19 protein-coding genes are annotated in these 21941 nt (G+C 44.1%); all 19 read left to right on the top strand.

Features of this window, described 5'->3' with window-relative positions:
• Nucleotides 1-13: 13 nt before the first annotated feature.
• The 19 genes from B9Y93_RS24070 (at nucleotide 14) to B9Y93_RS23980 (ending at nucleotide 21594) form a co-directional block, all read left to right on the top strand.
• On the top strand, nucleotides 14-1498 hold the full coding sequence (locus B9Y93_RS24070; RefSeq protein WP_085499116.1) for an ATPase, T2SS/T4P/T4SS family: 1485 nt from the start codon (nucleotides 14-16) through the stop codon (nucleotides 1496-1498).
• Entirely contained in the window at nucleotides 1476-2459 is a 984-nt protein-coding gene (locus B9Y93_RS24065) for a 6TM ABC transporter family protein (protein ID WP_085499114.1), read from the top strand. The genes B9Y93_RS24070 and B9Y93_RS24065 overlap by 23 nt, the downstream gene beginning before the upstream one ends.
• Nucleotides 2456-3340, top strand: coding sequence for a hypothetical protein (locus B9Y93_RS24060; protein WP_085499112.1), 885 nt, complete (start codon nucleotides 2456-2458; stop codon nucleotides 3338-3340). Before B9Y93_RS24065 ends, B9Y93_RS24060 begins: the two co-directional genes overlap by 4 nt.
• 17 nt (nucleotides 3341-3357) lie before the next feature.
• Nucleotides 3358-3552, top strand: a complete 195-nt coding sequence (locus B9Y93_RS24055; protein ID WP_085499110.1) for a hypothetical protein — start codon at nucleotides 3358-3360, stop codon at nucleotides 3550-3552.
• A gap of 10 nt (nucleotides 3553-3562) precedes the next feature.
• On the top strand, nucleotides 3563-4048 hold the full coding sequence (locus tag B9Y93_RS24050; RefSeq protein ID WP_085499108.1) for a hypothetical protein: 486 nt from the start codon (nucleotides 3563-3565) through the stop codon (nucleotides 4046-4048).
• A gap of 16 nt (nucleotides 4049-4064) precedes the next feature.
• Nucleotides 4065-4553: a hypothetical protein gene (locus B9Y93_RS24045; RefSeq protein WP_139829223.1), complete on the top strand. Its 489-nt coding sequence runs from the start codon at nucleotides 4065-4067 to the stop codon at nucleotides 4551-4553.
• Nucleotides 4554-4570: 17 nt separating this feature from the next.
• Nucleotides 4571-4801, top strand: a complete 231-nt coding sequence (locus B9Y93_RS24040) for an EsaB/YukD family protein (protein WP_085499103.1) — start codon at nucleotides 4571-4573, stop codon at nucleotides 4799-4801.
• A 13-nt stretch (nucleotides 4802-4814) separates the two neighbouring features.
• Nucleotides 4815-5633: a DUF5050 domain-containing protein gene (locus B9Y93_RS24035; protein ID WP_176229017.1), complete on the top strand. Its 819-nt coding sequence runs from the start codon at nucleotides 4815-4817 to the stop codon at nucleotides 5631-5633.
• 13 nt (nucleotides 5634-5646) lie between these two features.
• The gene (essC, locus tag B9Y93_RS24030; protein ID WP_176229016.1) at nucleotides 5647-9507 is read left to right on the top strand and encodes a type VII secretion protein EssC; all 3861 of its coding nucleotides are present in this window, start codon (nucleotides 5647-5649) and stop codon (nucleotides 9505-9507) included.
• A 30-nt stretch (nucleotides 9508-9537) separates the two neighbouring features.
• Nucleotides 9538-9870: a WXG100 family type VII secretion target gene (locus B9Y93_RS24025; RefSeq protein WP_085499095.1), complete on the top strand. Its 333-nt coding sequence runs from the start codon at nucleotides 9538-9540 to the stop codon at nucleotides 9868-9870.
• Nucleotides 9871-9901: 31 nt separating this feature from the next.
• Entirely contained in the window at nucleotides 9902-10198 is a 297-nt protein-coding gene (locus B9Y93_RS24020; protein ID WP_085499094.1) for a WXG100 family type VII secretion target, read from the top strand.
• Between the two features lie 90 nt (nucleotides 10199-10288).
• Nucleotides 10289-11398: a hypothetical protein gene (locus B9Y93_RS24015; protein WP_139829221.1), complete on the top strand. Its 1110-nt coding sequence runs from the start codon at nucleotides 10289-10291 to the stop codon at nucleotides 11396-11398.
• A 161-nt stretch (nucleotides 11399-11559) separates the two neighbouring features.
• A complete protein-coding gene (locus B9Y93_RS24010; RefSeq protein ID WP_085499089.1) occupies nucleotides 11560-12363 on the top strand; it encodes a hypothetical protein in 804 nt (267 codons plus the stop codon).
• On the top strand, nucleotides 12363-14231 hold the full coding sequence (locus B9Y93_RS24005) for an Mbeg1-like protein (RefSeq protein WP_085499087.1): 1869 nt from the start codon (nucleotides 12363-12365) through the stop codon (nucleotides 14229-14231). The genes B9Y93_RS24010 and B9Y93_RS24005 overlap by 1 nt, the downstream gene beginning before the upstream one ends.
• Nucleotides 14232-14276: 45 nt before the next feature.
• The gene (locus B9Y93_RS24000; RefSeq protein ID WP_085499084.1) at nucleotides 14277-15113 is read left to right on the top strand and encodes a copper amine oxidase N-terminal domain-containing protein; all 837 of its coding nucleotides are present in this window, start codon (nucleotides 14277-14279) and stop codon (nucleotides 15111-15113) included.
• A 71-nt stretch (nucleotides 15114-15184) separates the two neighbouring features.
• Nucleotides 15185-16021 (top strand): copper amine oxidase N-terminal domain-containing protein, encoded by an 837-nt coding sequence (locus B9Y93_RS23995; protein WP_085499081.1) that lies wholly within the window; start codon nucleotides 15185-15187, stop codon nucleotides 16019-16021.
• Between the two features lie 15 nt (nucleotides 16022-16036).
• Nucleotides 16037-18826 (top strand): hypothetical protein, encoded by a 2790-nt coding sequence (locus B9Y93_RS23990; RefSeq protein WP_085499078.1) that lies wholly within the window; start codon nucleotides 16037-16039, stop codon nucleotides 18824-18826.
• A gap of 87 nt (nucleotides 18827-18913) precedes the next feature.
• A complete protein-coding gene (locus B9Y93_RS23985; RefSeq protein WP_085499075.1) occupies nucleotides 18914-21121 on the top strand; it encodes a WXG100 family type VII secretion target in 2208 nt (735 codons plus the stop codon).
• The gene (locus B9Y93_RS23980; RefSeq protein ID WP_085499073.1) at nucleotides 21121-21594 is read left to right on the top strand and encodes a hypothetical protein; all 474 of its coding nucleotides are present in this window, start codon (nucleotides 21121-21123) and stop codon (nucleotides 21592-21594) included. The genes B9Y93_RS23985 and B9Y93_RS23980 overlap by 1 nt, the downstream gene beginning before the upstream one ends.
• The last annotated feature ends 347 nt before the right edge of the window (nucleotides 21595-21941 follow it).

Raw genomic sequence — 21941 nt, 5'->3', positions numbered from 1 at the left:
AGGGGGACTTCGAGTGCTTACACGTGGCAAAATCAGTGACATGCAGCAGAAGGTTCACCATCAGATGAACCCCTCACCGTCATCTGAGAATTTGGAAGACCTCAAAAGTAAATACACAACCATAAGCTTTGAGGAAGCGTTGGAGCTTTGTCAGAAATACATCACGAAGGTAACCACTCACGCCTTCAGACGCGAAAATGATCCTGCTCGCAAACGCGAGATGACAAAAGCCTATATCAATGAGTTCGTGGACTCCCAGCAGCCGACGGTTGAAGGCTTCCATGATCTTGTGTCTCTGAAAAGCGCCCTAACCGATGAGATCACACATTATGGTCCCATTACAAGAGCGATGGAAGACCCAAGCATAGATGAGATCAGAGCCAATGGTCCTGATCAGATCTTTGTAGAGACGGGCGGAAAGACACTTCGCTGGGATCATCACTTTAGTGACCGGGAGCATATGGAGCGGATTATCTCAAAGCTGATCGGGGTATCGAAGGTAAGACTTACGCCTAAGCTACCGATGGTTAACGCGCGTACGATTGAAGGCTATCGAGTGAATGCTACGCATGCTGAAATATCGCCTTACAGCAATCCTGCGTTTGTCATACGTAAATTCAGCAAGAAGAGCATCTCTCCCAAAATGCTGGTTGAGAATGAATCCTTCACTTCCAATATGTATCGTTTGCTGTCTTTGATTCCCAAGGCGGATCTGTCATGGATCACCGTCGGCGCGACAGGGAGCGGGAAGACTACTCTGAATGAAATTCTCGTTAAAGAAATCAATCCTTTATCGCGTATTATCACAATTGAGAATCCGTCGGAAATGCGATTGATTCAAAGAGAACAGGACAGCGAGCATGGAAAAATAGTGAACGATGTGCTGCAGTATGAATCGGTATCCGACGATGATGATTCGAGTCCAGCCACAATGGAGAACTTGCTCATCAATGCAATGCGTCAGTCGCCTCACTGGATTGGTCCAGGCGAGCTGCGCACGCCAGGTGAATTCGCTACAGCGCTAAGAGCGGCGCAAACAGGACATTTCTTCTTCTCAACCTTGCATGCTGAAGGTGACAAGGAAGCGATCTATCGATTCTTGACAGCTTACCTGATGGCTTCGAATGAACCGGCAGAGCTGGCATTGCGTAATATTTGCAGTGCAGTCAAATTTGTTATCTTCCAAGAGAAGCTTGCAGATGGAACTCGAAAGGTTACGTCGATCTCCGAGGTGATGGGAACCAACGGATTAGAACCCGTTATTAATCAAATCTATCGCTTTGAATGTGATGATGTAATAGAAGAGCTTGATTCTCAGGGCAGGAAAGTGATTAAGATTATCGGCCGTCATAAACGTGTTGGAAAGCTATCTGAATCGACTCAACAATTGATGCTAAAGGCAGGAATCAAGCGAAGCCGGTTTGCGTTTTTTACACAAGACCCGACTGAAGATGAAATAGAGGTGTACGAGCTAAATGAATACAGCTTTAATCGTTAGCCTGCTGCTTGGCCTCGCTGCTTTTGCGTGCTTCAATATGATGTTCAATGTTCGATTCTTTAGCGGGACGCTTCGATATTTACTAGATATTGCGGATACCCTGGCTGAGCATTTAGGCCGCTACAATACGAAACGATATGTAGACCGCATTAAAAAAGAGCGCATTGTCGTCCCAAAAGAAAATGTATATGCGAAGTACAACCGCTTGATAGAAGGCTTAATTTTGGATTTTAATATGCCGTTTACGTTAGAGAGCTTTACTTCTATTCTCTGCATTTTGTTTGTGATCGTAACAATGGGCGTCGTCCTGTTCATGAATAATATAACGTTAGCTGTGGTTGTTACAATCTCGATTTTCATTTTCCTGCTTACGTTCTTTGTCATGCAGTCTCGTTCCATTAAGGCGGAGCGGCTTGAGCATATTATGGATGCCGAAGACCTGATCTGCCCGCTTGCCAGAGATGGAGTGCTTGTAGCAATCAAGAAGGTGATGGAGAGTGATGAGTATATTCATCCTCAGATACGCCCTTTCTTTCAGCAGTTTATCGACAATTGCGAGAATAACGGCTACTCGTTCAGGCAAGCCATTCTGCTCCTTAATCGTCAGCTTGGCCCCAAATTCGATAACTTCACGAAAAAGGCGATTGTATTTGAATATAACGAGCGAAAAGGCATGGCGGATATTTTTCTTGATATCGTGGACGAGAATGCGGTGTTGAGAGAAATCAACATGAAGAAGGATCGAATCTTCCGGAAAATGAATCGTGATTTCATGTTGAAAACAGCCATTATAATAGCCTTTTTCCTCTATGCGCTGACTGTTAAGGATTTTAGAGAGTTTATGATATTCCAGAGTTCTGGAAAATTCATCAATACTGTGCTCATTAGCGTCATCTGCTTGAGCTTTGCCAGAACGCAAGTGCTGCAGGGGAATCTGGGTGTAGGGGGCGGTAAGAAGTGATTATGCTCTCCAAGCTAGTCGCCATGCTCTCCATCTTATATCTAATAAAAGTATTTTTGCTTCCCCTGATGAAGCCAGTTAGCAGAAGCCAGAAGAAGCGTGCAAGACAGTTTATGAAGGAAAGAAAGAAGGAGCTTGCCAAGCAAAAGCAAAAGCAGTGGAAAGCGAAGGTGGCGTTCAAATATGTTAAACCGCTGCTTAGTACGGGAGAAAGGGTGAGACTCAAAAAAATGCTGGACCGGCTGGATATGATGGAAAAGCCGGAGGAAATTCGACTGGATCAGATTCTTTACACAGGGCTTGCTGCCATTGCCACCTTAGTGATGCTGAAAGTGAATGTCCTGCTAGGATGCGGTACCGCAATATTTATCATCTTAGGCTGGCTGTATCCGGTGGAGGAGATCGAGAAGAAGATTGAGCGGAAAAACAAAAACATTTCAGTCGACTTCCCGGCTTTTTACAGCATGGTGTATTACCAGTATTCTAAATCGGTCAATATTCATCTTGCGGATGTTATTAAGGATTATCTTCCCAACGCAAATCCTGATATTGGGGAAGAGCTTGGCGTTATGCTTGATAACATTGATTATGGCGAGGAATATGCCTTGAAGCAGTTGAAAAAACGTGTCCCCCTTCATTACATTATCAAGTTCTGTGACATTATGGAAACTCGGTTGAAGGGCTATGATAATGTATCCCAGATGTCGTATCTCAAAAATGAACTGGACAGCTTTCGCATACGTGCCTTAGAAGAAGAGTTGGAGAAGCGCGAGCGTACCGGAGCAAGGATTCAGCTTACCTTAATTGTTGTGCTTGGTATTTATATTGCGATCTATTATCTATTCACTATCATGAGTTCGATGAAACTATTTCAGATCTGATATTGGAGGAATTAATGATGAACAAGTTAAAAGCGGTAGTTGGGAATGAACGTGGAGAGTTCGGCATCAAACAAATTGCCATAACGGTTGCTGTCATTATCATTATCGGCGTCTTAGTCTCCGTCATTACGGGAAGTTTAGGCGATTGGGTTGATGCTATATGGAAGAAATTCCTTGGTTTGATTGATAGCTCCATCAAAGCAAAGCCTTGAGGTGAGCTAAATGCAAGGTATAGCTAAAGCAGTACTGGTCACGATCATTACATCCATTATTATTGTGCTGCTTACGAATATGTCCTTTTTCTTCCCATGGTACCTCACGCTCGTCAGCGAGACGTATTATATCTCCCAAGAGGTAGCGAGTGAGAATTACTTAAAGCGATCCAGCTATAAGGACATCAAAGATGCATTGGAGGATCGTCCGATCTTCAATAAGCGAAGGAATGATATCAAGATCTTGGTTGCGAAGGACGAATGGTTCTACAATAGTGCGATTCCAGATATGGATCGGGACGACTACAGTGATCTATCGGATTATGAGAAGCCGTATCGTCAAAGGGGCAAGCCCGTCTATGTGAAGGTAGAAGCGGTATATCCCTTAACGGTGACCTTATGGGGCAAAGAATACAGCAAGGATATTCCGATGTCGTTCCAAATTGTAACGACTGGACTGAAGCATTACAAAGACCTGGAATATTACACGGAGTGATTGGGATGAGGCAGGCATGAGAATGATTGCATACGGTTTGTTAACGGTCATCTTGTCTTCATTCCTAATTGTCCCGATGGTCGAGCTGGCCATTGTGTACCGAGAGAAGATTGTTCTTGATTCAGCGGTTCGCAATGCAAGCCGAGTTGCAAAGGATCGGGCGTTGGAATTTGAGCATATGCGCAATTTGGATGCAGTGATGGATGAAGAGCGGTTCAAGCAGTACTTTTCCGAAGCTTTTGAAGATGGAATGAATTTGTCTCAGAATTCTTCTGCTGGGAGAATACTTCGATTTACTTCCAATGACGGCAAATTTCACCCTTTTACGATTTCACTGTATTTCTTTGAAGAGGATGATGGACGTCAACTATCAAAAGTGACGATAAGAGCGGAGTCTGATTACAAATTTAAGACTGCTCTTATGCGAACGGCTGCGAGCCTGAATTCAAACGTACATTATGAATTAGCGACAGAACGCACTTACAACTTATCGGTTAGAAACTAATAAGGAGGAGACCTCTGATGGACTACATCATGGTGTCCTTGCAGACAGGGAATGGAGCGCCGTGTGACCTGAGAGTACCTGCCTTTGTTCCGGTAGAGGAGCTGATTCCGATGCTTATTGATGCTCTTGACTTGAACATTCCATCGCAGGCTCAGGTTCAGGCTGAACCACTGGGGAGAATTCTAAGCAAGCAGCGAACACTGGAACAGGAAGGCGTGCATCATGGTGCGCTGCTTACCCTCATCTGAGGAGGATAAAAGGATGCAAGGAAATGTCATGAACGGCGGCTTAGTTCTGCTTACGGACTATGGCCTCCTGCTTACAGATATGCGCAACTATGAAGGTACAAGCCTGCTCTCGATGGATGCAAGTTATTCTCGGATTATGAGGCTTGACGGGCAGTTATGGTTTATGAACGCAGATGATCAATTTGTGTTTTACAGCGATCAGAAGAAACAGCATTCATTATGTCGATTATCGATTGCTACGATGCGTGAGCAGCAGATACTGGACAAACCTTGCAGTTATCTGCAAATGCACGAAGATTGGATTTACTATTTGGATGAGAGAAGCGGCCGCTTGTGCCGATGTCTGAAGGACGGCAAGCGTGAACAGATCATTGTAGATGAGATTGTCTGGAGTTATCTCATCCACAAAGAACAATTGTACTTCTCGACACCGAATGGATTAAAGCGTTGTGATCTTTCAGGTGCTGCGAAAGAGCATTGGCTGGAGAAGTCAGGGACATTTTTGCAGATGGTTCACGATAATCTGGTGTTTGCTGATGCGTCGCAAAACAACATTTTAACCTTTGTAGATCTTGCAAATGGAAATACAACGGGACTTGAGACCATTCAGGTTGCCGGCATGGTCTACGATGGCCAGTACTTGTATTGTGCCAATGGAGCCCATGAGCGATCCATCTATCGAGTGGATCCCATTCAGCTTAGAGCGATACGCATCCTTGCAGACCGTGCAGATTATCTTCATATCACTCATGATCATCTGGTGTACTTCAGCAGCAGCCACTGGCATCAAATGCCTCTGCACGGTGGTGAATCGACCAAAATCAGTGTGTAAGGAGAGCGCTTCTATGAATACGGAATTCAGTCGACAACCACGATTTCTCCCTGATATTCCACGTGGAGAGATTGAGGTGCCGAATCCTCCTCATTTGAATGAGAAGCCTGAGATTGGATGGTTTGGCTTATTGGCCCCGCCAGCAGTGATGCTTGTTATTACATTGCTGATCGCGATGACGATGCAATCGATCTTTATGCTCGTATCCATCGCTACGACCATTATGACGCTGATTGCTTCATTAGCGGGCGCAACGAGTCAAATTCGAAAGTATAAGAAAAAGAAAAAGGAACGTGAAGAAAAGTATCTTCAGTTTATAACGGATACAAGAAGCGAGCTTGCTATTGCAAGAGAACAGCAGACCAAAGCCATGAATGAAATGTTTCCCGATCCAATGGAATGCGTTCAGCGGATTATGGAGACGGACAATAAGCTGTGGGAGAAAACTCCTTCCTACAGAGACTTTCTATCCGTACGCTTAGGGCTTGGCGGCGCGCCGTTGGAGATGACCATTCAATACACGAAACAGGCTGTAATCTTAGAATCTGATCCGCTTCTTATGGAGCCTCAGCGGTTGGCACATGAGTTTGAAAAGATTCCTCAAGTTCCAATCACGATGAATCTGTTAGAGTCTGGGATCTGCGGCATAGCTGGGGATCGATCAAAGACATCTGAATTATTGGAGCTTATCCTATTACAAATCATTACACATCAAGGATATGATGATGTCCGGGTTGTTGTCTTGACCTCAGAGGAGGACTTGGAGAAGTGGAATTGGGTTAAGTTTCTCCCTCATCTGTGGGATGATGGCTATCACTATCGGTTTCTCTTATGCGGCAAGGCAATGGCGCACGGGACTTTGTCTGAATTGTATCAGCTCTTTAAGGAACGTGAGCTGCGAGCAGCAGGAGGAGTCGTTCTGCCGCATTATGTATTCATTGTAGAAGATGTGACCTTGCTTGAGAATGAGAAGCTTGGCAAGTATCTGTACAATGACCATACCAAGCTAGGTATTTCAACCCTATTTGTAGCTCAGCACTCAGCATACCTGCCGATGAATTGCCAAGCTGTGGTCACGCTGCAGGGGAGAGCAGGTGAGCTCGCGAATCGTGAAACTGGCGTCAAAACACCGTTCACACCGGATACCAAAGCAGCTCAGCCAATGGACTTCGCGGCCAGAAAGCTAGCCCCGCTGCGCATTAAAAATGCCAGCGCAAGCTTCACTCTGACTTCATCGATCTCTTTGCTCGATATGCTGAATACGAAACGAACAGAAGAGTTGGATCTGTTATCGTTGTGGGACTCCAACAAGACATATATGGGAATGAAAGTTCCGCTGGGTGCAAGAGCTGGCGATGATCTGTTTTTCCTTGACATGCATGAAACGGGACACGGTCCGCATGGTCTTGTTGCAGGTACAACAGGCTCAGGGAAAAGTGAACTCTTGCAGAGCTTGATTATTTCATTAGCCATTCACCATCATCCGCATGATGTGGTCTTTGTACTGATCGACTATAAAGGCGGAGGGATGGCGGATGTGTTCAAAGGCATGCCGCATCTTGTTGGGACGATTACGAACCTTGGGGGCAACCAAACAACAAGGGCTTTGCTGTCCATTAAAAGCGAACTGATGAGAAGGCAGCGATTGTTCTCGGAATTCGGAGTTAACAACATTGATAAATATCAGAAGCTGTACTATACGCGCAGGCCGGAGGGCATGCCGCCTATCCCTCATTTGGTCATGATCGCTGATGAATTCGCAGAGCTCAAGCAGGATCAGCCTGAATTTATGAAGGAGCTTGTAAGTACTGCGCGGGTAGGAAGAAGCTTGGGTGTTCATTTAATCCTTGCTACGCAGAAGCCTGCTGGTGTGGTTGACGATCAAATTTGGAGCAACTCCAAATTCAAGATTTGTCTAAAGGTTCAGGATGAAGCGGATAGTCAGGATGTAATTAAGCGCCCAGATGCGGCCATGATTAAGGAACCTGGGAGAGCTTATATTCAGGTTGGCAATGATGAAGTCTTTGAATTATTCCAATCCGCTTATTCTGGTGCTGATTATGATCCTGAAGGTGAGATGCGAAAGAGCAGTAATAAAGCCAAGCGTATCTACAAAGTAGCCTTGAATGGACGCCGCGATCAGATCTATCCGCTGATGGAGGAGAAAATCGCGAACAAAGAGGTGCCGTCTCAGCTTGCAGCTATGGTAGCTTACATTACCGAAACTGCGCAGAATGCTGGAATCTCTCCAATAGAGGGGCCTTGGCTTCCGCCACTCCCAGATACGGTTCAGCTTGATCAGCTGCTGCCGTCAATTTACAAAGATGGACGATGGCCTGTTCATGATCAGAGATTCAAGGTGGTTGTAGGCATTGCGGATGATCCAAGAGCGCAGTGTCAGGAACAGCTAGCTATAGATTTTGTTCAAGAAGGCAATCTGTTTGTATATGGTGCGCCTGGGACAGGGAAGACCGTGCTTCTAAAGACATTATGCTTGTCTCTTGCCCTTACGTATTCGCCGGAGGATGTGCATGTGTACGCTTTGGACTTTGGCGGGAACTCGCTAAAAGCGCTTGAGCGTCTGCCTCATGTTGGAGGGGTCGTCACACTGGAGCAGGAAGAACGATTAGAGCAGTTCATGCTGTTCTTGTTCCGAATTATTGAAGAGAGGAAGGAGCTCTTCGAGCGAGCCGGCAGTGATGGCTTTGCAGAATACAGCAGGCTAAGAGCAGACAAGCTTCCAGCCATTCTTGTCATGATTGATAATTACTTTGCTCTATCCGAAACTTATGAGGAATTGGATACACAAATGGTAGTACTAGCGCGTGAAGGGACAAAGTACGGCATATATGTTGTTGCAACTGCGACCAATGCTAGTCTCATTCGCTATAAATTCGCAGTCAACTTCAAACAGGCCTTGAGCTATCAGATGACAGACAAGTCTGAATACGATGGTATTGTCGGACGAACGGAAGGGTTGGAGCCGACGAACGTGCCCGGCAGGGGATTGGTCAGAGGAAAGCCGCCACTGGAGTTTCAAACGGCACTTCCTGAGATTCAGGGGCTTCAACTGGATCAGTGTATCGAACAGTTCGGTTCCTCCAATCTGCCAACTGCACCTCCAATACCGATGATGCCAACCTATATAGAATTAAGGAACATTCAAGCAGAGCAGATGTCTCTTGCAATTGGACTAGCCAATCATGATCTTCAGCCCGTGCTGCTGGATCTGCTTGCCACACCAGTGGTGATGGTTGCAGGGGAGGCGTTGTCAGGAAAAAGCACCTTGATCTTATCTTGGATTGCGATGCTGGAGAAGCAAAACGATGCCTTGACCGTTTATGCTCTTGATTCTTCGGCGATGGGCATATATACGTTCATGAATAAGCCATACGTAACGGATTTATCTACGGTGGAGGATTTGTTTGAGTTCTCCGATGGCATCAAGGAAGTGCTTAGCGACAGGCGCAATCAGCTTCTAGCTTGCCGGACTTCCGGTGGAGATATATCAGAGCTGCAAGCGAAGTGGGAACCGATCATCTTTGTCTTTGATCGCTTAAGCGAGTTCACAAGCAACGAGATGTATATACTCCATGAGCTGATTGAACGTATCGTCAAGCATGAGCGCGGCATGAAAGTAATCGTTATTGCCGCAGACAGCACGGCTGACATGGCTTCGAATTGGGACACCGTTGGCAAGACGATTCGTGAGGAGCAGACGGGTGTATTGCTCGGCGGCTTAAAGGACCAGAACCTGTTCAATGTGAATTTGCCATATGGTTCACAAGAGAGAATTGAAGAACGGGGAGATGGCTACTTGATTGTGAAGAACAAATATACAGGACTCAGATGCGGAATTGTTCATGATATCTAATCCAAATGGCGTGAAAGGAGGCTTACTAAAGTGTCCATTCGACCATATGAAATTCAACAGAGCGCCTCACAAATTCAACGTTTGACTGATGAAGCGAATAGATCATCGCGCGATGTTAACATGAGCGTTAGCCGTACCCAGCAATACTGGAAAGGGGCGGCGGCTTCTGCCTTTCAATCATCTGGGCAGGAGTTATCCTCAAGGTCTTCAAGCCTGCTTGGCAAGGCTAAGCAGCTTGAAAGCGAAATAAGGCGACTGGCTTCATCGGTCCAGAGCGCGGAAGAAGAACGAGAACGAAAACGTCTAGAGGCAGAACGACTTGCAGCACAAGCAAGGGAAGCTGCACGATACAACAATCGATGATCACTCCCCCACTTGAAAGGAGGTGAAAACGATGGCGAATAAATTGGTGTTTAATCCAGAACAAGCTCGCAGTGTGGCTAAGTCCATTAAGAACAAAGCTTCCAATGCGGATACGCTTATAAACCAGCTGAAAACAGAAATTCATTCTGTTAGCGGTTGGTGGGAGGGACAATCTCAAACTGCTTTCGTACAACAGTTTGATGATTTGCTTCCAAGCTTCAAAAAGCTGGTAGAGTGCGTAAATACGATTAGCGCGAACTTGGATGAGATTGCTCGTGTGAAACAAGAGGCTGATCAACAACTTGCTAGCAAATTGCGTTCTAGATAATGATGTACTTATTCGACAAGGGGGGCTAACGCCCTGCCTTGTCCTTTTACTATAATGATGAGTGCAGACCAAGTATGGGGGATGCAGCGTATGATGCTAACTGACAAGCAGTATTGGGAACTAAACACCAGATTTCGTACACGAGAACTCGAGATAGGTGAGGAAGAAGATCAGATCAAGGCAGTACATACCATCGATGGAATAGAGATCATTGTCTATGCATACATGCCTAAAGAGATCGTATTGATCTATATCTATAAAAAAGATGATGGGATACAAGGCATAATGAATCTCCATGGGGATTGGCAGGAGCGATCCATAAGGCTGCTGTCCATTGTTGAACCTCTTATCAGAGAGAATAAGATAACTGTAAGTGGCTGCGGGGTTGGAGGTTCATATGCTGTATATACGGCAATGAAAATGAACCTGCCTGGTGTAGTTTTTGATGCGCCGGGACATGCCAAGCTGTTGATTGACTCTGAAAGCAATGATGTGGGGTGTCGCAATATCATCGCTTATGGAAGCATGATTCCAGCCTTTGGTTACCATCCTGAGACATTGGTTTTTGCTGAGCGGACAGAACATTCGATTGAGCACGAAGATTTCGAATTTTATATAGACGGTAGTGTAAAAGGAGTTAAGGAGCAGCACAATCCTTTTTTTAGGCTAATGAGTGGAGTTAATAATCTGATCGATAATCCAAACCGCGTTCTGTCTGAATTGTTGAGTGAGATGGCTGTACAGGCAGGAATGGAGGATGATCTGGATCATGATATGATCTCCTTGTATTATGTTCTGAATCATCTGGAGTTCGAGCGAGCATGTCAGCTCTTGCCTGAACTGCTGAAGCAAGTCGATCGTCGTTGGGCAGAGATCTATCAGGAATATCGGGAAGCGTGCAGGCGGCTGTGTGAAAAGGGTGTGAATAAGCACTTTGAGCAAATGCTTACAGTTGTCTCACTGGATGCGATAGAGAAAGGTGCCAGATATGCCGAAGCTTTATATACTTCTATAGAGAGCATATTATCTGTTTTATTGATCCATGAGCTATCGAAGCATCAGGAAACGATAGAAGTCGATACAGCTTTACCTCACTTTGCACTTCAGATCAGTGAGCGGTTGGATCAGTTATCAGATCGTATTCACGGTGCTATGTCAAAAGAACTGCAGCAGCTTCTTGCTAATCATCCTATCAGCTGAGCTTGCTTGCCCAACATGTTGAGTGGTTGGTTGAAAAAATAAGACGTCGAAATTCAGTTGCAGAAAATCTCCAAGAAAACTTTTTATAAACATACAGTTTCACATAAATCTATAGGGGTGAAAGAATGAACCTAATTCCAGCAAGGAGGTCGTGGTGCTTAATGATTCTATTACCTTTAATCGCTCTCTTTGGATGTGAGCCTCAAGAAAATAAGTATGAAGACGCCGCCAATCGAATTGAAGAAGCACTGCAGCAGAAATATGGAGAAGAGTTTGTTGTGGAGAAGATTGGTGGAGGATTCGGAACGGTAAATACTAATACGATTAAGAGCATGGCGAGTCCAAAAAGCGATCCGAGCATCAAATTCCAAGTGGAGATAACGAAGGATCTAGAGAAGGTGTACGACAAGTACTTGAATGAGATTGTGGCCCAATCCAACGTCAAGCCGATTGAAAAAATGGCAAGGAAATTTTGGAGTGATGCCAAGGTCACGATAACGAATGACACCGTATGGACGTATCCCACACATGTGGATAGAAATATGACTTATGAAGAATTTTTGAAGTTATATCCATCTAATACTCAATTAGTATCCGTTTTTGTGAATAGTGAGAACTATATGAATGAAATGAATGAAATGGATGAAGATAGTGAGTTATTAAGGTATCAACAATTTGCAAAAGTGCTTGTTGAAAGCGGCAATCTTAAGACTAGATTTAATGTGAAATATTTATCTTTAGATGCTTATAGCAGATATGATGAATTAAGAAGACGAAGTGCAGAGATGACTTATGAGTATAAAAAGGAAGAGGATGAGCGCTCTTTAATGAATTTTGTAGTTATAAACGGCACCTATATTTCGGAAAATGGTAAGTTAGAGGATTCAGAGGTTGACTTTAAAGAAACATTCGAATATTGGAAAAGAAAGAGGTTAGAGTACTTAGAAAAGAAAGGAACTATGTGATGGGATCAGTAGATCAGGTTGATTTATTAAAGTTATCTCAATTGGTTTACTTAGATGTTAGTACAGTAAAAGAGACGTCACTTTCTGAACTATATGATAAAAAGGGCTCAGTTACCATTGAGAAGCTTTTAGACTATTACTCCACAGATCCAGAAGGACAAGCTTTTATTAAAGAACGATTCCCAAATGATCTGAATGGAAGAAGCGAAGCAGATCAATGGTTTGAATTGCTGAATGAGCTGAAGCATCATGAGCAGATGAAGAACTGGAAGATTACGAATGTTCAACCTAACACAGAAACAGGATTTGCGGCATTTACGATTGAACCGAACGATCCATCCAATACTAAGATTGTAGCCTTCCGAGGAAGCGAGCCGATGGAAGACATCAAGTATTGGAATGATTGGTCCAATAATCTAAGCACCATGTATAAATTGCAATCCCCACAACAGGCAGAGGCGAAAAAGTATATGGACAAGCTGCTTTCACAACAGTCCGATCTTTCCTCCTTGTACTTAACGGGCCACTCCTTAGGTGGCAATCTCGCCTTATATTCATCCTTTACACTCCCAGAACAGCAACGAGACAAGCTAGTAACCGTAACGACATTTAATGCACCGGGCTTTAACCAAGATGTAATTGATCGTTATCAAAACGCAATAAACTCACTTATTACTCAAGGTAAAATGACGGAATACCGTAACGATGGAGATATCGTACCTGCACTGTTTATTAATCCAAGCGAAGGAGTGTATTTAAAGTCAAGCTTTAAGTGGAGTGATTATTTAGGTCACCATTCGTTATTTGCTTCCGTTCTTAATGAAGAAGGTACGGGATTCGTTCTACATGATGAGCAGCGGTTTGCTCCCATTCCGAGCAGAGTCCATAATATCACCCAGCACGTCCAGGATCTGCCCTATGACCTAAGAGTTATGCTCGTTGACATGATTGATTCGATTCGAACAGGAGAGGACCCCTTATTCCACAAACTAAAGGATCATAAAGATGAATTGCATGCAGCTACAGGCGGGTTATTACCGATTGTGCTTAATGAATTGGTTCCGGGACTTCAATCACTGGGATTAGACCTAATTGAACATGAGATCCTTCCCGGATTACGTGACGGGACGCTCACAAATGGTGTGGAGCTTGCTATTAAGGAGAAGGGAAATCAATTCATTGATTACGTCGTTGATACGATGTTCCCTCCAGCCATAAAAGAGGTGAGTCGAAACACCGTTAAAGCACTGTTTGAGCAGGAGCTAAAGGCATATTTCGAACAATTGGAGCGAAACCTGCTTGGCTTCTTCTCTGTAGCAAAATGGTTGTTAAAGGCAGAATTGTTCATTCATGAGACGAAGGAACGTATCATGCGAAAGGTCCAATCCGTTGCTAAAGAGGTTGGAGAGACGATAAAAGCGAAGGTAACTCAATTTGTCTCCTCCGCAAGAGAGATAAAGGATCGCATCGTTGGCAATGTCCGGCAGAAGACGATGCAGATTGTGAAGGGCCTATGCTTGGGCATCTCGGCTGTTACAAGAGGGGCAAAAATGGTTGCGCATCTCTCGGAGCTGCGAGAAATAGAACGAACCATGGTTCGTAAAGGTGAAGAGCTTCAAGATCTGCTGACACGGAGCTTGCAGACAGCAAGAAATATATCATGGGAGGCAAGTAGAAGCTACTCGGAGTCCTACGTGCAATCGCAAGTGAGGAGTATCCAACGATTATGCGATGAGATTCAAGCAGAGCAAAAGAGAGTTCGAATTCATATGGATCATTTATCTGAAGGACTGCGCGACAGCATTTCGAAGGTCCAAGTTATTGAATCTGCTATTTTGAGAGCAACTAGACTCAATACAGTTTATTAAACGCATGTGATTAAATTAAACGATGTTTATAAGGAGAGGATTCTGATGAATACAAAGTTAAAACGATTATTGTTAGGATTATTTTCTGTTGTATTGCTTTCAACGCTGTACAGTCCGTCCAGCGTACATGCTGATTTTCCATTGCGAGTGGTCGTGAACGGGACGAAGATCGATTTTCCAGACGCCAAGCCTTATGTGGATAAAAACAGTCGGGTGATGGTTCCGGTGAGATTTGTAAGCGAGGCCTTGGGTGCGAAAGTGGATTGGGATGCGAAAGCATCGAAAGTAACGGTGAAGCAGGACGAGAAAACAATTGTTTTATTTATTGGGAAAAAAGAAATCGATGTGAATGGCAAGAAGGATCAGATGGACACCGTGGCGGTGACAAGCAAGCAAAGAACATTCGTGCCATTGCGCTTTGTCAGCCAAGCGCTCGGAGCAGCGGTAGTCTGGGACAGCCCTGTTCGCACGGCTTATATTAATACAAATGGAGAGCAAGCTGATAAAGCGGAGGCTGTAAAGAAAGGTGAATTTATCGTACCAAAGTGGAAAACACATACTGATCTGCTAGTAAGTGAAGTAGACTGGTTTAGCCCTGGAGAAGTTATGTTTGAAGTCAATTTACTTCGAGCTGATGTGAATAAGCAAATTGAGGATTTGACAATTATTCTAGCTCAAAAATGCGATCCAAGTACAATTGACAAACTTGTGAACTACATTAAGCAAAAGGATGAAAGATGGGAGTATTTAGGATCAAAACCTTTCTATGATGAACGAAGCAAACGATATCTATATGTATTTGAAACAGACTATGAAGGCATAGATATTTTATTTGTATCAGCTGAAGAGTCAAAAAGATGGAAGAAAAATATAGAAGGCTAACTTCTGGGAGATGATATATTTTTTGCGATTATTTATATACAGTCTGCTAGATATAAAGGGGTAAGCAACCAATGAGATCATGGATCAAGCGAATGTTATTAAGCCTATCGGTTTGTTTTGTAGTCTCAATAATGGTGGGACAGACGAGTGTACATGCAGATTTCCCTTTACGAGTAGTGGTAAACGGAACAAAGATTGGATTTCCAGATGCGAAGCCATACTTAGACAAAAATAGTCGGGTGATGGTACCTGTCCGATTTGTAAGCGAGGCGCTGGGAGCCAAGGTAGATTGGGATGAGAAAGCGTCCAAGGTTACCGTGAAGCAGAAGGATAAAACCGTTATTTTATTCATAGGCAAGAAAGAGATTGACGTCAATGGCAAGAAGGATCAGATGGATACGGTGGCGGTAACGAGCAAGCAAAGAACGTTTGTGCCGCTTCGGTTTGTGAGCCAAGCACTTGGAGCAGCGGTAGTATGGGATAGTGCAGTCCGAACAGCTTATATTAACACAAATGGAGAAACAGCATCTAAGGCTGAAACGGAAATTATAGGTGGCCTAGTCGTTCCAAAATGGAACACACACACTGATTTATTAATTGCTGAGACTGGCAGTACGGTTTTCCCAGGGGTTAGTTTTCAAGTAAATCTGCTACGTGCTGATGTGAACAAACAGATTGAGGACTTGGCTATTATTCTTTCTCAGAAGTGTGACCCAGCATCGATAGAAGAATTGGTTAATTATATTAAACAAAAGGATGAACGATGGGAACATTTGGGTAAAAAATATCTCTATGATGAACGGAGTAAAAGATATCTATACGTATATGAGACGGAGTATGAGGGAATAGACATTGTATTTTTATCTGCTGAAAAATCTAAAGTATGGAAGAAAAATCTAGGAGATTAATTACTGGAGGACATCATGAAACGAATTGTAGCTGTAATACTAATGCTTGTGTTTATGAGCCAGTTAGTACCTCCTGGCTTTGCTTTAGGAGAGCAGCCAGAAATAAGTTCACCCGAAGAAGCTATCCAATTTGCCAATCAGTATATGAATGACTATATGAATTATAAGGGCACTTATTTTCATATGACATCTAAAAAAGGGAAGCCCTTAAATAAGGAGCTTGCTTTGAAGGGGAATTCAGCATTCAATGATTTACCGATATTTGTATATGGCGATGCGAGAGCGGGAGCCATTGAGGGGACAAAGTATGGCAATGACAAGCGAGTGGAGGACAGCAATAACGAATTGAGGGCGATAGGATTCTCCTATACCGATGAGCCATATCCGAATCCAAAGTTTCACATTGATAATGTGACGTATGTTCGAAGATGGATCAAGCATCCTTGGATTCTGCCCTCGAAAGAAAGCAAACAATTAAAAAAAGAACTGCTTCCGGATGATTCGAGAGATAAGCATACTACACAGTGGTTGGATTATACGCCAAACCAAGATTCATCCTCTTATAGTGTAATGAATCAGTGGGTAACAGATAGAACATTTACACCAACAAAAGTACAAGATATGACCGGTGATCCCAAGTTCTTCAACAAAAACATTGAGGGACTTCCCAAGGTGTTAATGGACAACCCTCAGGACTATGTCTACATGATTCAGCCTCCAACCTATTATTCTTGGGGCGTAGGCATTGCTTTCTATTATTATGGTGGTACTGGCTCTGACAATATGGAGAAGCCGAACAACTATTTATACTATCAATACTTTAGATACAAGCCTTTTAGTTTGCTTGCAGATGATCTCATGGCAAGGTTTGAGAAGCTTCCTACGAGTGCAACAGCCGGTGAGCCTGTGTCAGTTGCTGTTACCGTGAATTCCACCTTCAAGGAAAATCAGAAGACAGATTATAAATGGAGCATCAAAGCGAAGGATGGAAGCCCGCTTGAAGTCGTCTATTCAGGACACAGCAGCAAGGAGAATGGCGAGATTACGATTCCAGGGAAAGAAAAGGGAAAAGGAGAGGTTGTGCTTCAAGCATCCTTTACAATGCCGGAGAGCGATGTAAGTGTAGCTTTTTCTGTTAATGACAAGAAGAAGCCAGCCGAGCTTTCCTTTGGCAACAACAAATTGAACTCTAGTCCTGATGCAATCAAGCTGATGAAGCCAACGCCTCCTAACAAAAAACAATACGATCTGGATTACAATGTGCTAAGCAAGAAAGCAGAATTTGGACTTAACAAAGGGCAGGGAAGCAGCGCAGCCTTAATGCTGCCGCGCGGGTACTGGTCCAGTAACGCTACAGGGAGCTTCAGTGTCACCAATCGTGTGCCAGATCTGTTCCGTGATTTTCAGGTCCAGAACAATCCACCCGTTAACGACAGTGCGAACCCAGTGGTAAGGAAGCCGATGATTCAGTTAACATTGAAAAGACCTGACTTTGGCGATCATCCTGCTAACAACCAGTGGCTGGAATGGGCAAATCCATATGCACCTAAATCGAGAACAGGACAGATTACCTTCAATGGTGAAATATCAAGAGATTATAAATGGACGGAAACGATATGCTCCACCTACACAGACGAAGAGGGGGAAGAGCATACGACCTGTCACGACTATACTCATTCTGGAAGCACTTCCGGCAGCTTTGTGCCGGGTGCAGATGAGCTAACCGCGAGGGCATTTATTTACAATGGAATGGATAAGGTTCCAGAACCACAGATGGACAACAAAGTGGTCCCGAACAGTACGACAGCAGCAAAGAAGCAGTTGTGGTGGAAAAACGAGCCTTACCCATACAAAGTGGTTCGTTGGATGGCCCATGAGGATGCGAGCGGACAGCTCTATGATTGGACGCAAGTGAATGGGAAGCATGAGCGTGAGTTTACCCATCAAGCGAAAGGGGAAATCGCTTGGAAGGTGAACACCTCCATTAAGCAGGCCTATCAGCAGAGCCGTGAGGCAGCAAGGAAAAAGAAAAGTGTCAAGAGCCGATATGATCATGCCGTGTTTGCGACAGACAAAGAGCTGCAAAAACATGCTTATCCTATCAAATCCGGATACTATTTTAATCCAGAAGGCAAATATACGCTGCGTGTTGAGACGACGACGTACAAACAATCGGAATCCCCAACCAAGGATCATCAGGAATTGGTGGAAGCGTTGGTTCGATCCTTCAACTATGAGACGAATCTGGTCTATATTAATCAAGCCGGGCAAGCGGTGAATCTGAATGGAGAGGTGCTGAGCAAACGGGGATCCAGTATTCCGATAGCGAAGGCGGGTCAATTGAATCACAACAAGACATCAGGTGTTAATGGGTTGAAGCTGCTTCATATTGAAAAAAAATCTGACCTGAAGAGCAAGGAAATTCCTTATACGCATACAAGCACTGGAGTTATGCATGCCTTCTGGAAGATGGTTTTAGAAGGATATGCTGAATCTTCCACTCAAGGGAAGATGGATAATTTTAAGTATCGTGAGTATGTCAAGGCAGGACAAAAGAAAATATATGAGCTGACAGAGGTGACGGAAGTGACCTTTGAGCTCAATCCTTCACACCAAAAATTATATACCCACGCCAATATGCCTAATGGAGAATACGATGTCAAGACAACCATTGGCGATATTAACCTGGCGACCTCCACGCATGCCTATAAATCACTGGGCAAGATTCAAGGTGTTGACATCCGTGATGAGAATACGATTAAAGTGACAGTCGTTGGCTCCATGTATGATGATTTGAATAATTAGCTCAGGGAAAGAAGACTTCGAGGTGAAGACAGCTAAGGGATTTCCCGACAATGACCACGGTTATGGTGTCATGTTCGGAGGTGTCAAGTGAACGTTCAAGCAGATCCCAATAAAATTGAAGAACTCTCGCAGCAATTCAAGCGCTGGAGAAGAGAGTTGGAATCGAGCTTCATTCAGATGACCAGTGTGGCGAATCGTACCGCTGGTTCTGCTCAGTCCTCTTATTCTGAGGATAGTGGGGTACGTAGTACAGCCAATCAGGTCGAACGATTAGCGCAAGAGATTCAGCACGAGGCTAGGGAACTGGTTGGGAGATTAGAAGAGCAATCCCGGCTGCTGTATCAGGCGGCTAGCGAGTACAGGCAGCTGGAGCGCGAAGCAGAGCGGAGGCTTCGATCCTCTGGATCAGTTCAATTGCCAGCAGGTATAAGTCGGTACTTCTCCTATGCGATGCCAATCGGACATGCAGTTGCAGGACGATTAAGCCCTTCATTTATTCCTGCGATGAAGCAATTGTATCGCATTATGGATCAGACCTCCTTTATCAGGAAGCTGATGGATATGCTGCTGTCCAAGCAAGTGGCAGCTGTCCAAGCTGATCCTCTGGTTGCCAAATGGCTTCGTGCCTTAACGGACGGTACACCGAAAGAGAAGGAAGCGGCTCGCTTAAAGCTCTCTACGATTGCGATGTCCTTGACCGCGATCAAGGAAGCTCAACGGGAATACAGCGTATATCACTATTTTGGACGTTCGGGCTATATGGATGAAGCGCATGTGCGGGCGAATGAAGCAAGAGAGAAGCTGCGAGCACTAGGAGTGGATGATACCTACTACAATGAGCAAGTCAAGCTAGCGGGAACGAACCTGCTGGATTCGCTGGAAGCCTGCCGCTACAACCCGCTGAAGGACGACGGCTCGCCGATGCCGGAGCAAGCAGAGCTGCTTGCATATATTCAGCAAGTCATAGCCAAGGGGCAGGTTGATCCTCTGGATGCCTTGCAGTATCAACTGCTGGAGGAGAAGCTAAGGAAGATCGAGAGTGGAGAGCTTCCGCCAACTCATTTGCCAGATGGGACGCTGATTGATGAAAGCAATAAATGGAACGAGACCACCTTTGCTTATTTTGAAACATATATCAAGCATGAAGGAATGGAAGCGCCGCTTACCTACTATGACAGCTGGGTAAAAGAAACGTATGGCAGAACGAAATGGGAGGGCTTCGTCAAGACATCCGGAGAAGTGACGATGGGCTTTACAAAAGGCCTGCTTATCGGCATCATTGAAGGCATCGTCGATACCGCAGGCTTGGCATACCAACTCGTCGTAGACCCCCAGCAGGTGGGGAAGGACATGCTGTATGCGGCAGAGTACCTCATACAGAACCGGGAATTGGTGGTTGAGGCAGCCAAGCAGATGTACGCGAACTTCGAAAGTGCATCGCCTGAGGAAAAGGCAGAAATGATTGGCAAGGTGTCCTCCATTCTCGTGCCGGGAATGGGCGTGACCAAGGCTGGTAAAGCAGCGAAGGTGCCGGAAGCGTTAAGCAGCATGACCCAAGCGGTAAAGACAAGCAAGATCATGAATGTACTGGCCAATCCCATAAAGAAGTTCAAGGAAATCGATTGGAAATCATACACGATTCGATTCCAAGATTGGGTTCAAAGCCTGAAGTCAGGCCGTTTTGCCGTGACACCAGATGGGATGCTCGTAAGAATACCGGATGAAACCTCTTCTGTGGTCAGGCGAATTGATGCTGGGGATAGTAAGAAGATTGAGGGGACGGGTAAATTCAATGATCCAGTAATAACGAAAACAAACAAAGGTTTAGAAATTGAATTTGTAAATCCGCACGGTAGTAAAATAAAGTGGGTTGAACAAAACCCAAAAAATATCCCAAATGCAATTGAGAGTGCTAAAAATAGTAGCAATTCTGGTAAGGCTATTGAGGGTAAAGTTGGAAATTATGTTCAGCAAAATATGGAAATAAAAGGATTTGGTTTGAAGCTAGATAACATTTCTACTGGTAAACCAGCAGGAGATATTGATGTAATGACAAATAATCAAATTATAGAGGTTAAGAAGTCAATCTCTGCTGTTAAATTGGATCAAATTGATAAGTATGTTAATCGAAGTAACCCACAATTCTTTAATTATGAGGGTAGAGAGATTGTTCTTTACGTTGATGAGATTATCGACACTTCAAACCCTCAAGTAACTAAAATGATTCAAGAACTCAATAGTAAAGGTGTAAAAGTTGTAAATGATCTAGAAGAATTAGGAGGGGTGCTGAAATAATGGGGATATCGACCTTTTTGTTATTTGAACGTGGTAAAAGTGCTCCAGCATACGACTTATTGAGGAGCCTTAATAGTATCTGTATAAAGGAAAATCTTTTCTTTGATAACGATGAAGACTGTTCTAGTAGTGAAGGAACACTAAAATACTCTAGAGCATATATAAGTGATAGACCATTTAAGGAGGATTATTCAAGACCGCTTTGTTTTAGCGTATATGATGAGCCTTATGAATATCAAATAATTAGTTTTAAATGGGATGATACAAATAGTGAATATTTTAAGGCAGTAGTATCCGATGATTTTTGTGATAATGAAGATCTATTATTGCGTTTTTCCCATGCCATTCTTAATATCTATCCGACAGCTAAAATTTGGATCGAGGAAGATTGGTTTTACACTTTAGAGGATTTGGATAAAATCGTAAATATGCCGTACAATAATGATTGGTGTTATAAGAATCCAAAAAACTAATTTGTGAAAATCAACAGATACTACCAACGCCACAATACGAGCTAGCCGCCCGTGTTGTGGTGTTTTTCATTTTGATATAGATGGCGGCGGTTGATGAATAGACCCACCCACTACCGATTGAGTCGAGTAGCTTTAGTTAAAGTAGACTTAACCAATGTAATCTCCTGCAGTATCAACTGCTGGAGGAGAGGCTAAGGAAGATCGAGAGTGGAGAGCTTCCACCGACTCATTTGCCAGATGGGACGCTGATTGATGAGAACAATAAATGGAACGAGACCACCTTTGCTTATTTTGAAACATACATCAAGCATGAAGGAATGGAAGCGCCGCTTACCCACTATGACAGC

It is taken from the genome of Paenibacillus aquistagni, from assembly GCF_900177815.1.
In the GTDB taxonomy this organism is placed as follows: Bacteria; Bacillota; Bacilli; order Paenibacillales; family Paenibacillaceae; genus Paenibacillus_B; species Paenibacillus_B aquistagni.
This window is presented reverse-complemented; position numbering and strand designations above follow the sequence as displayed.

What these genes read in the sequence shown, in the direction of transcription:
- B9Y93_RS24065 (WP_085499114.1), top strand. Translation starts at nt 1,476, where the DNA reads ATGAATACAGCTTTAATCGTTAGCCTGCTGCTTGGCCTCGCTGCTTTT.
- B9Y93_RS24055 (WP_085499110.1), top strand. Translation starts at nt 3,358, where the DNA reads ATGAACAAGTTAAAAGCGGTAGTTGGGAATGAACGTGGAGAGTTCGGC.
- B9Y93_RS24050 (WP_085499108.1), top strand. Translation starts at nt 3,563, where the DNA reads ATGCAAGGTATAGCTAAAGCAGTACTGGTCACGATCATTACATCCATT.
- B9Y93_RS24045 (WP_139829223.1), top strand. Translation starts at nt 4,065, where the DNA reads ATGAGAATGATTGCATACGGTTTGTTAACGGTCATCTTGTCTTCATTC.
- B9Y93_RS24040 (WP_085499103.1), top strand. Translation starts at nt 4,571, where the DNA reads ATGGACTACATCATGGTGTCCTTGCAGACAGGGAATGGAGCGCCGTGT.
- B9Y93_RS24035 (WP_176229017.1), top strand. Translation starts at nt 4,815, where the DNA reads ATGCAAGGAAATGTCATGAACGGCGGCTTAGTTCTGCTTACGGACTAT.
- essC (WP_176229016.1), top strand. Translation starts at nt 5,647, where the DNA reads ATGAATACGGAATTCAGTCGACAACCACGATTTCTCCCTGATATTCCA.
- B9Y93_RS24020 (WP_085499094.1), top strand. Translation starts at nt 9,902, where the DNA reads ATGGCGAATAAATTGGTGTTTAATCCAGAACAAGCTCGCAGTGTGGCT.
- B9Y93_RS24015 (WP_139829221.1), top strand. Translation starts at nt 10,289, where the DNA reads ATGATGCTAACTGACAAGCAGTATTGGGAACTAAACACCAGATTTCGT.
- B9Y93_RS24010 (WP_085499089.1), top strand. Translation starts at nt 11,560, where the DNA reads ATGATTCTATTACCTTTAATCGCTCTCTTTGGATGTGAGCCTCAAGAA.
- B9Y93_RS24005 (WP_085499087.1), top strand. Translation starts at nt 12,363, where the DNA reads ATGGGATCAGTAGATCAGGTTGATTTATTAAAGTTATCTCAATTGGTT.
- B9Y93_RS24000 (WP_085499084.1), top strand. Translation starts at nt 14,277, where the DNA reads ATGAATACAAAGTTAAAACGATTATTGTTAGGATTATTTTCTGTTGTA.
- B9Y93_RS23995 (WP_085499081.1), top strand. Translation starts at nt 15,185, where the DNA reads ATGAGATCATGGATCAAGCGAATGTTATTAAGCCTATCGGTTTGTTTT.
- B9Y93_RS23990 (WP_085499078.1), top strand. Translation starts at nt 16,037, where the DNA reads ATGAAACGAATTGTAGCTGTAATACTAATGCTTGTGTTTATGAGCCAG.
- B9Y93_RS23980 (WP_085499073.1), top strand. Translation starts at nt 21,121, where the DNA reads ATGGGGATATCGACCTTTTTGTTATTTGAACGTGGTAAAAGTGCTCCA.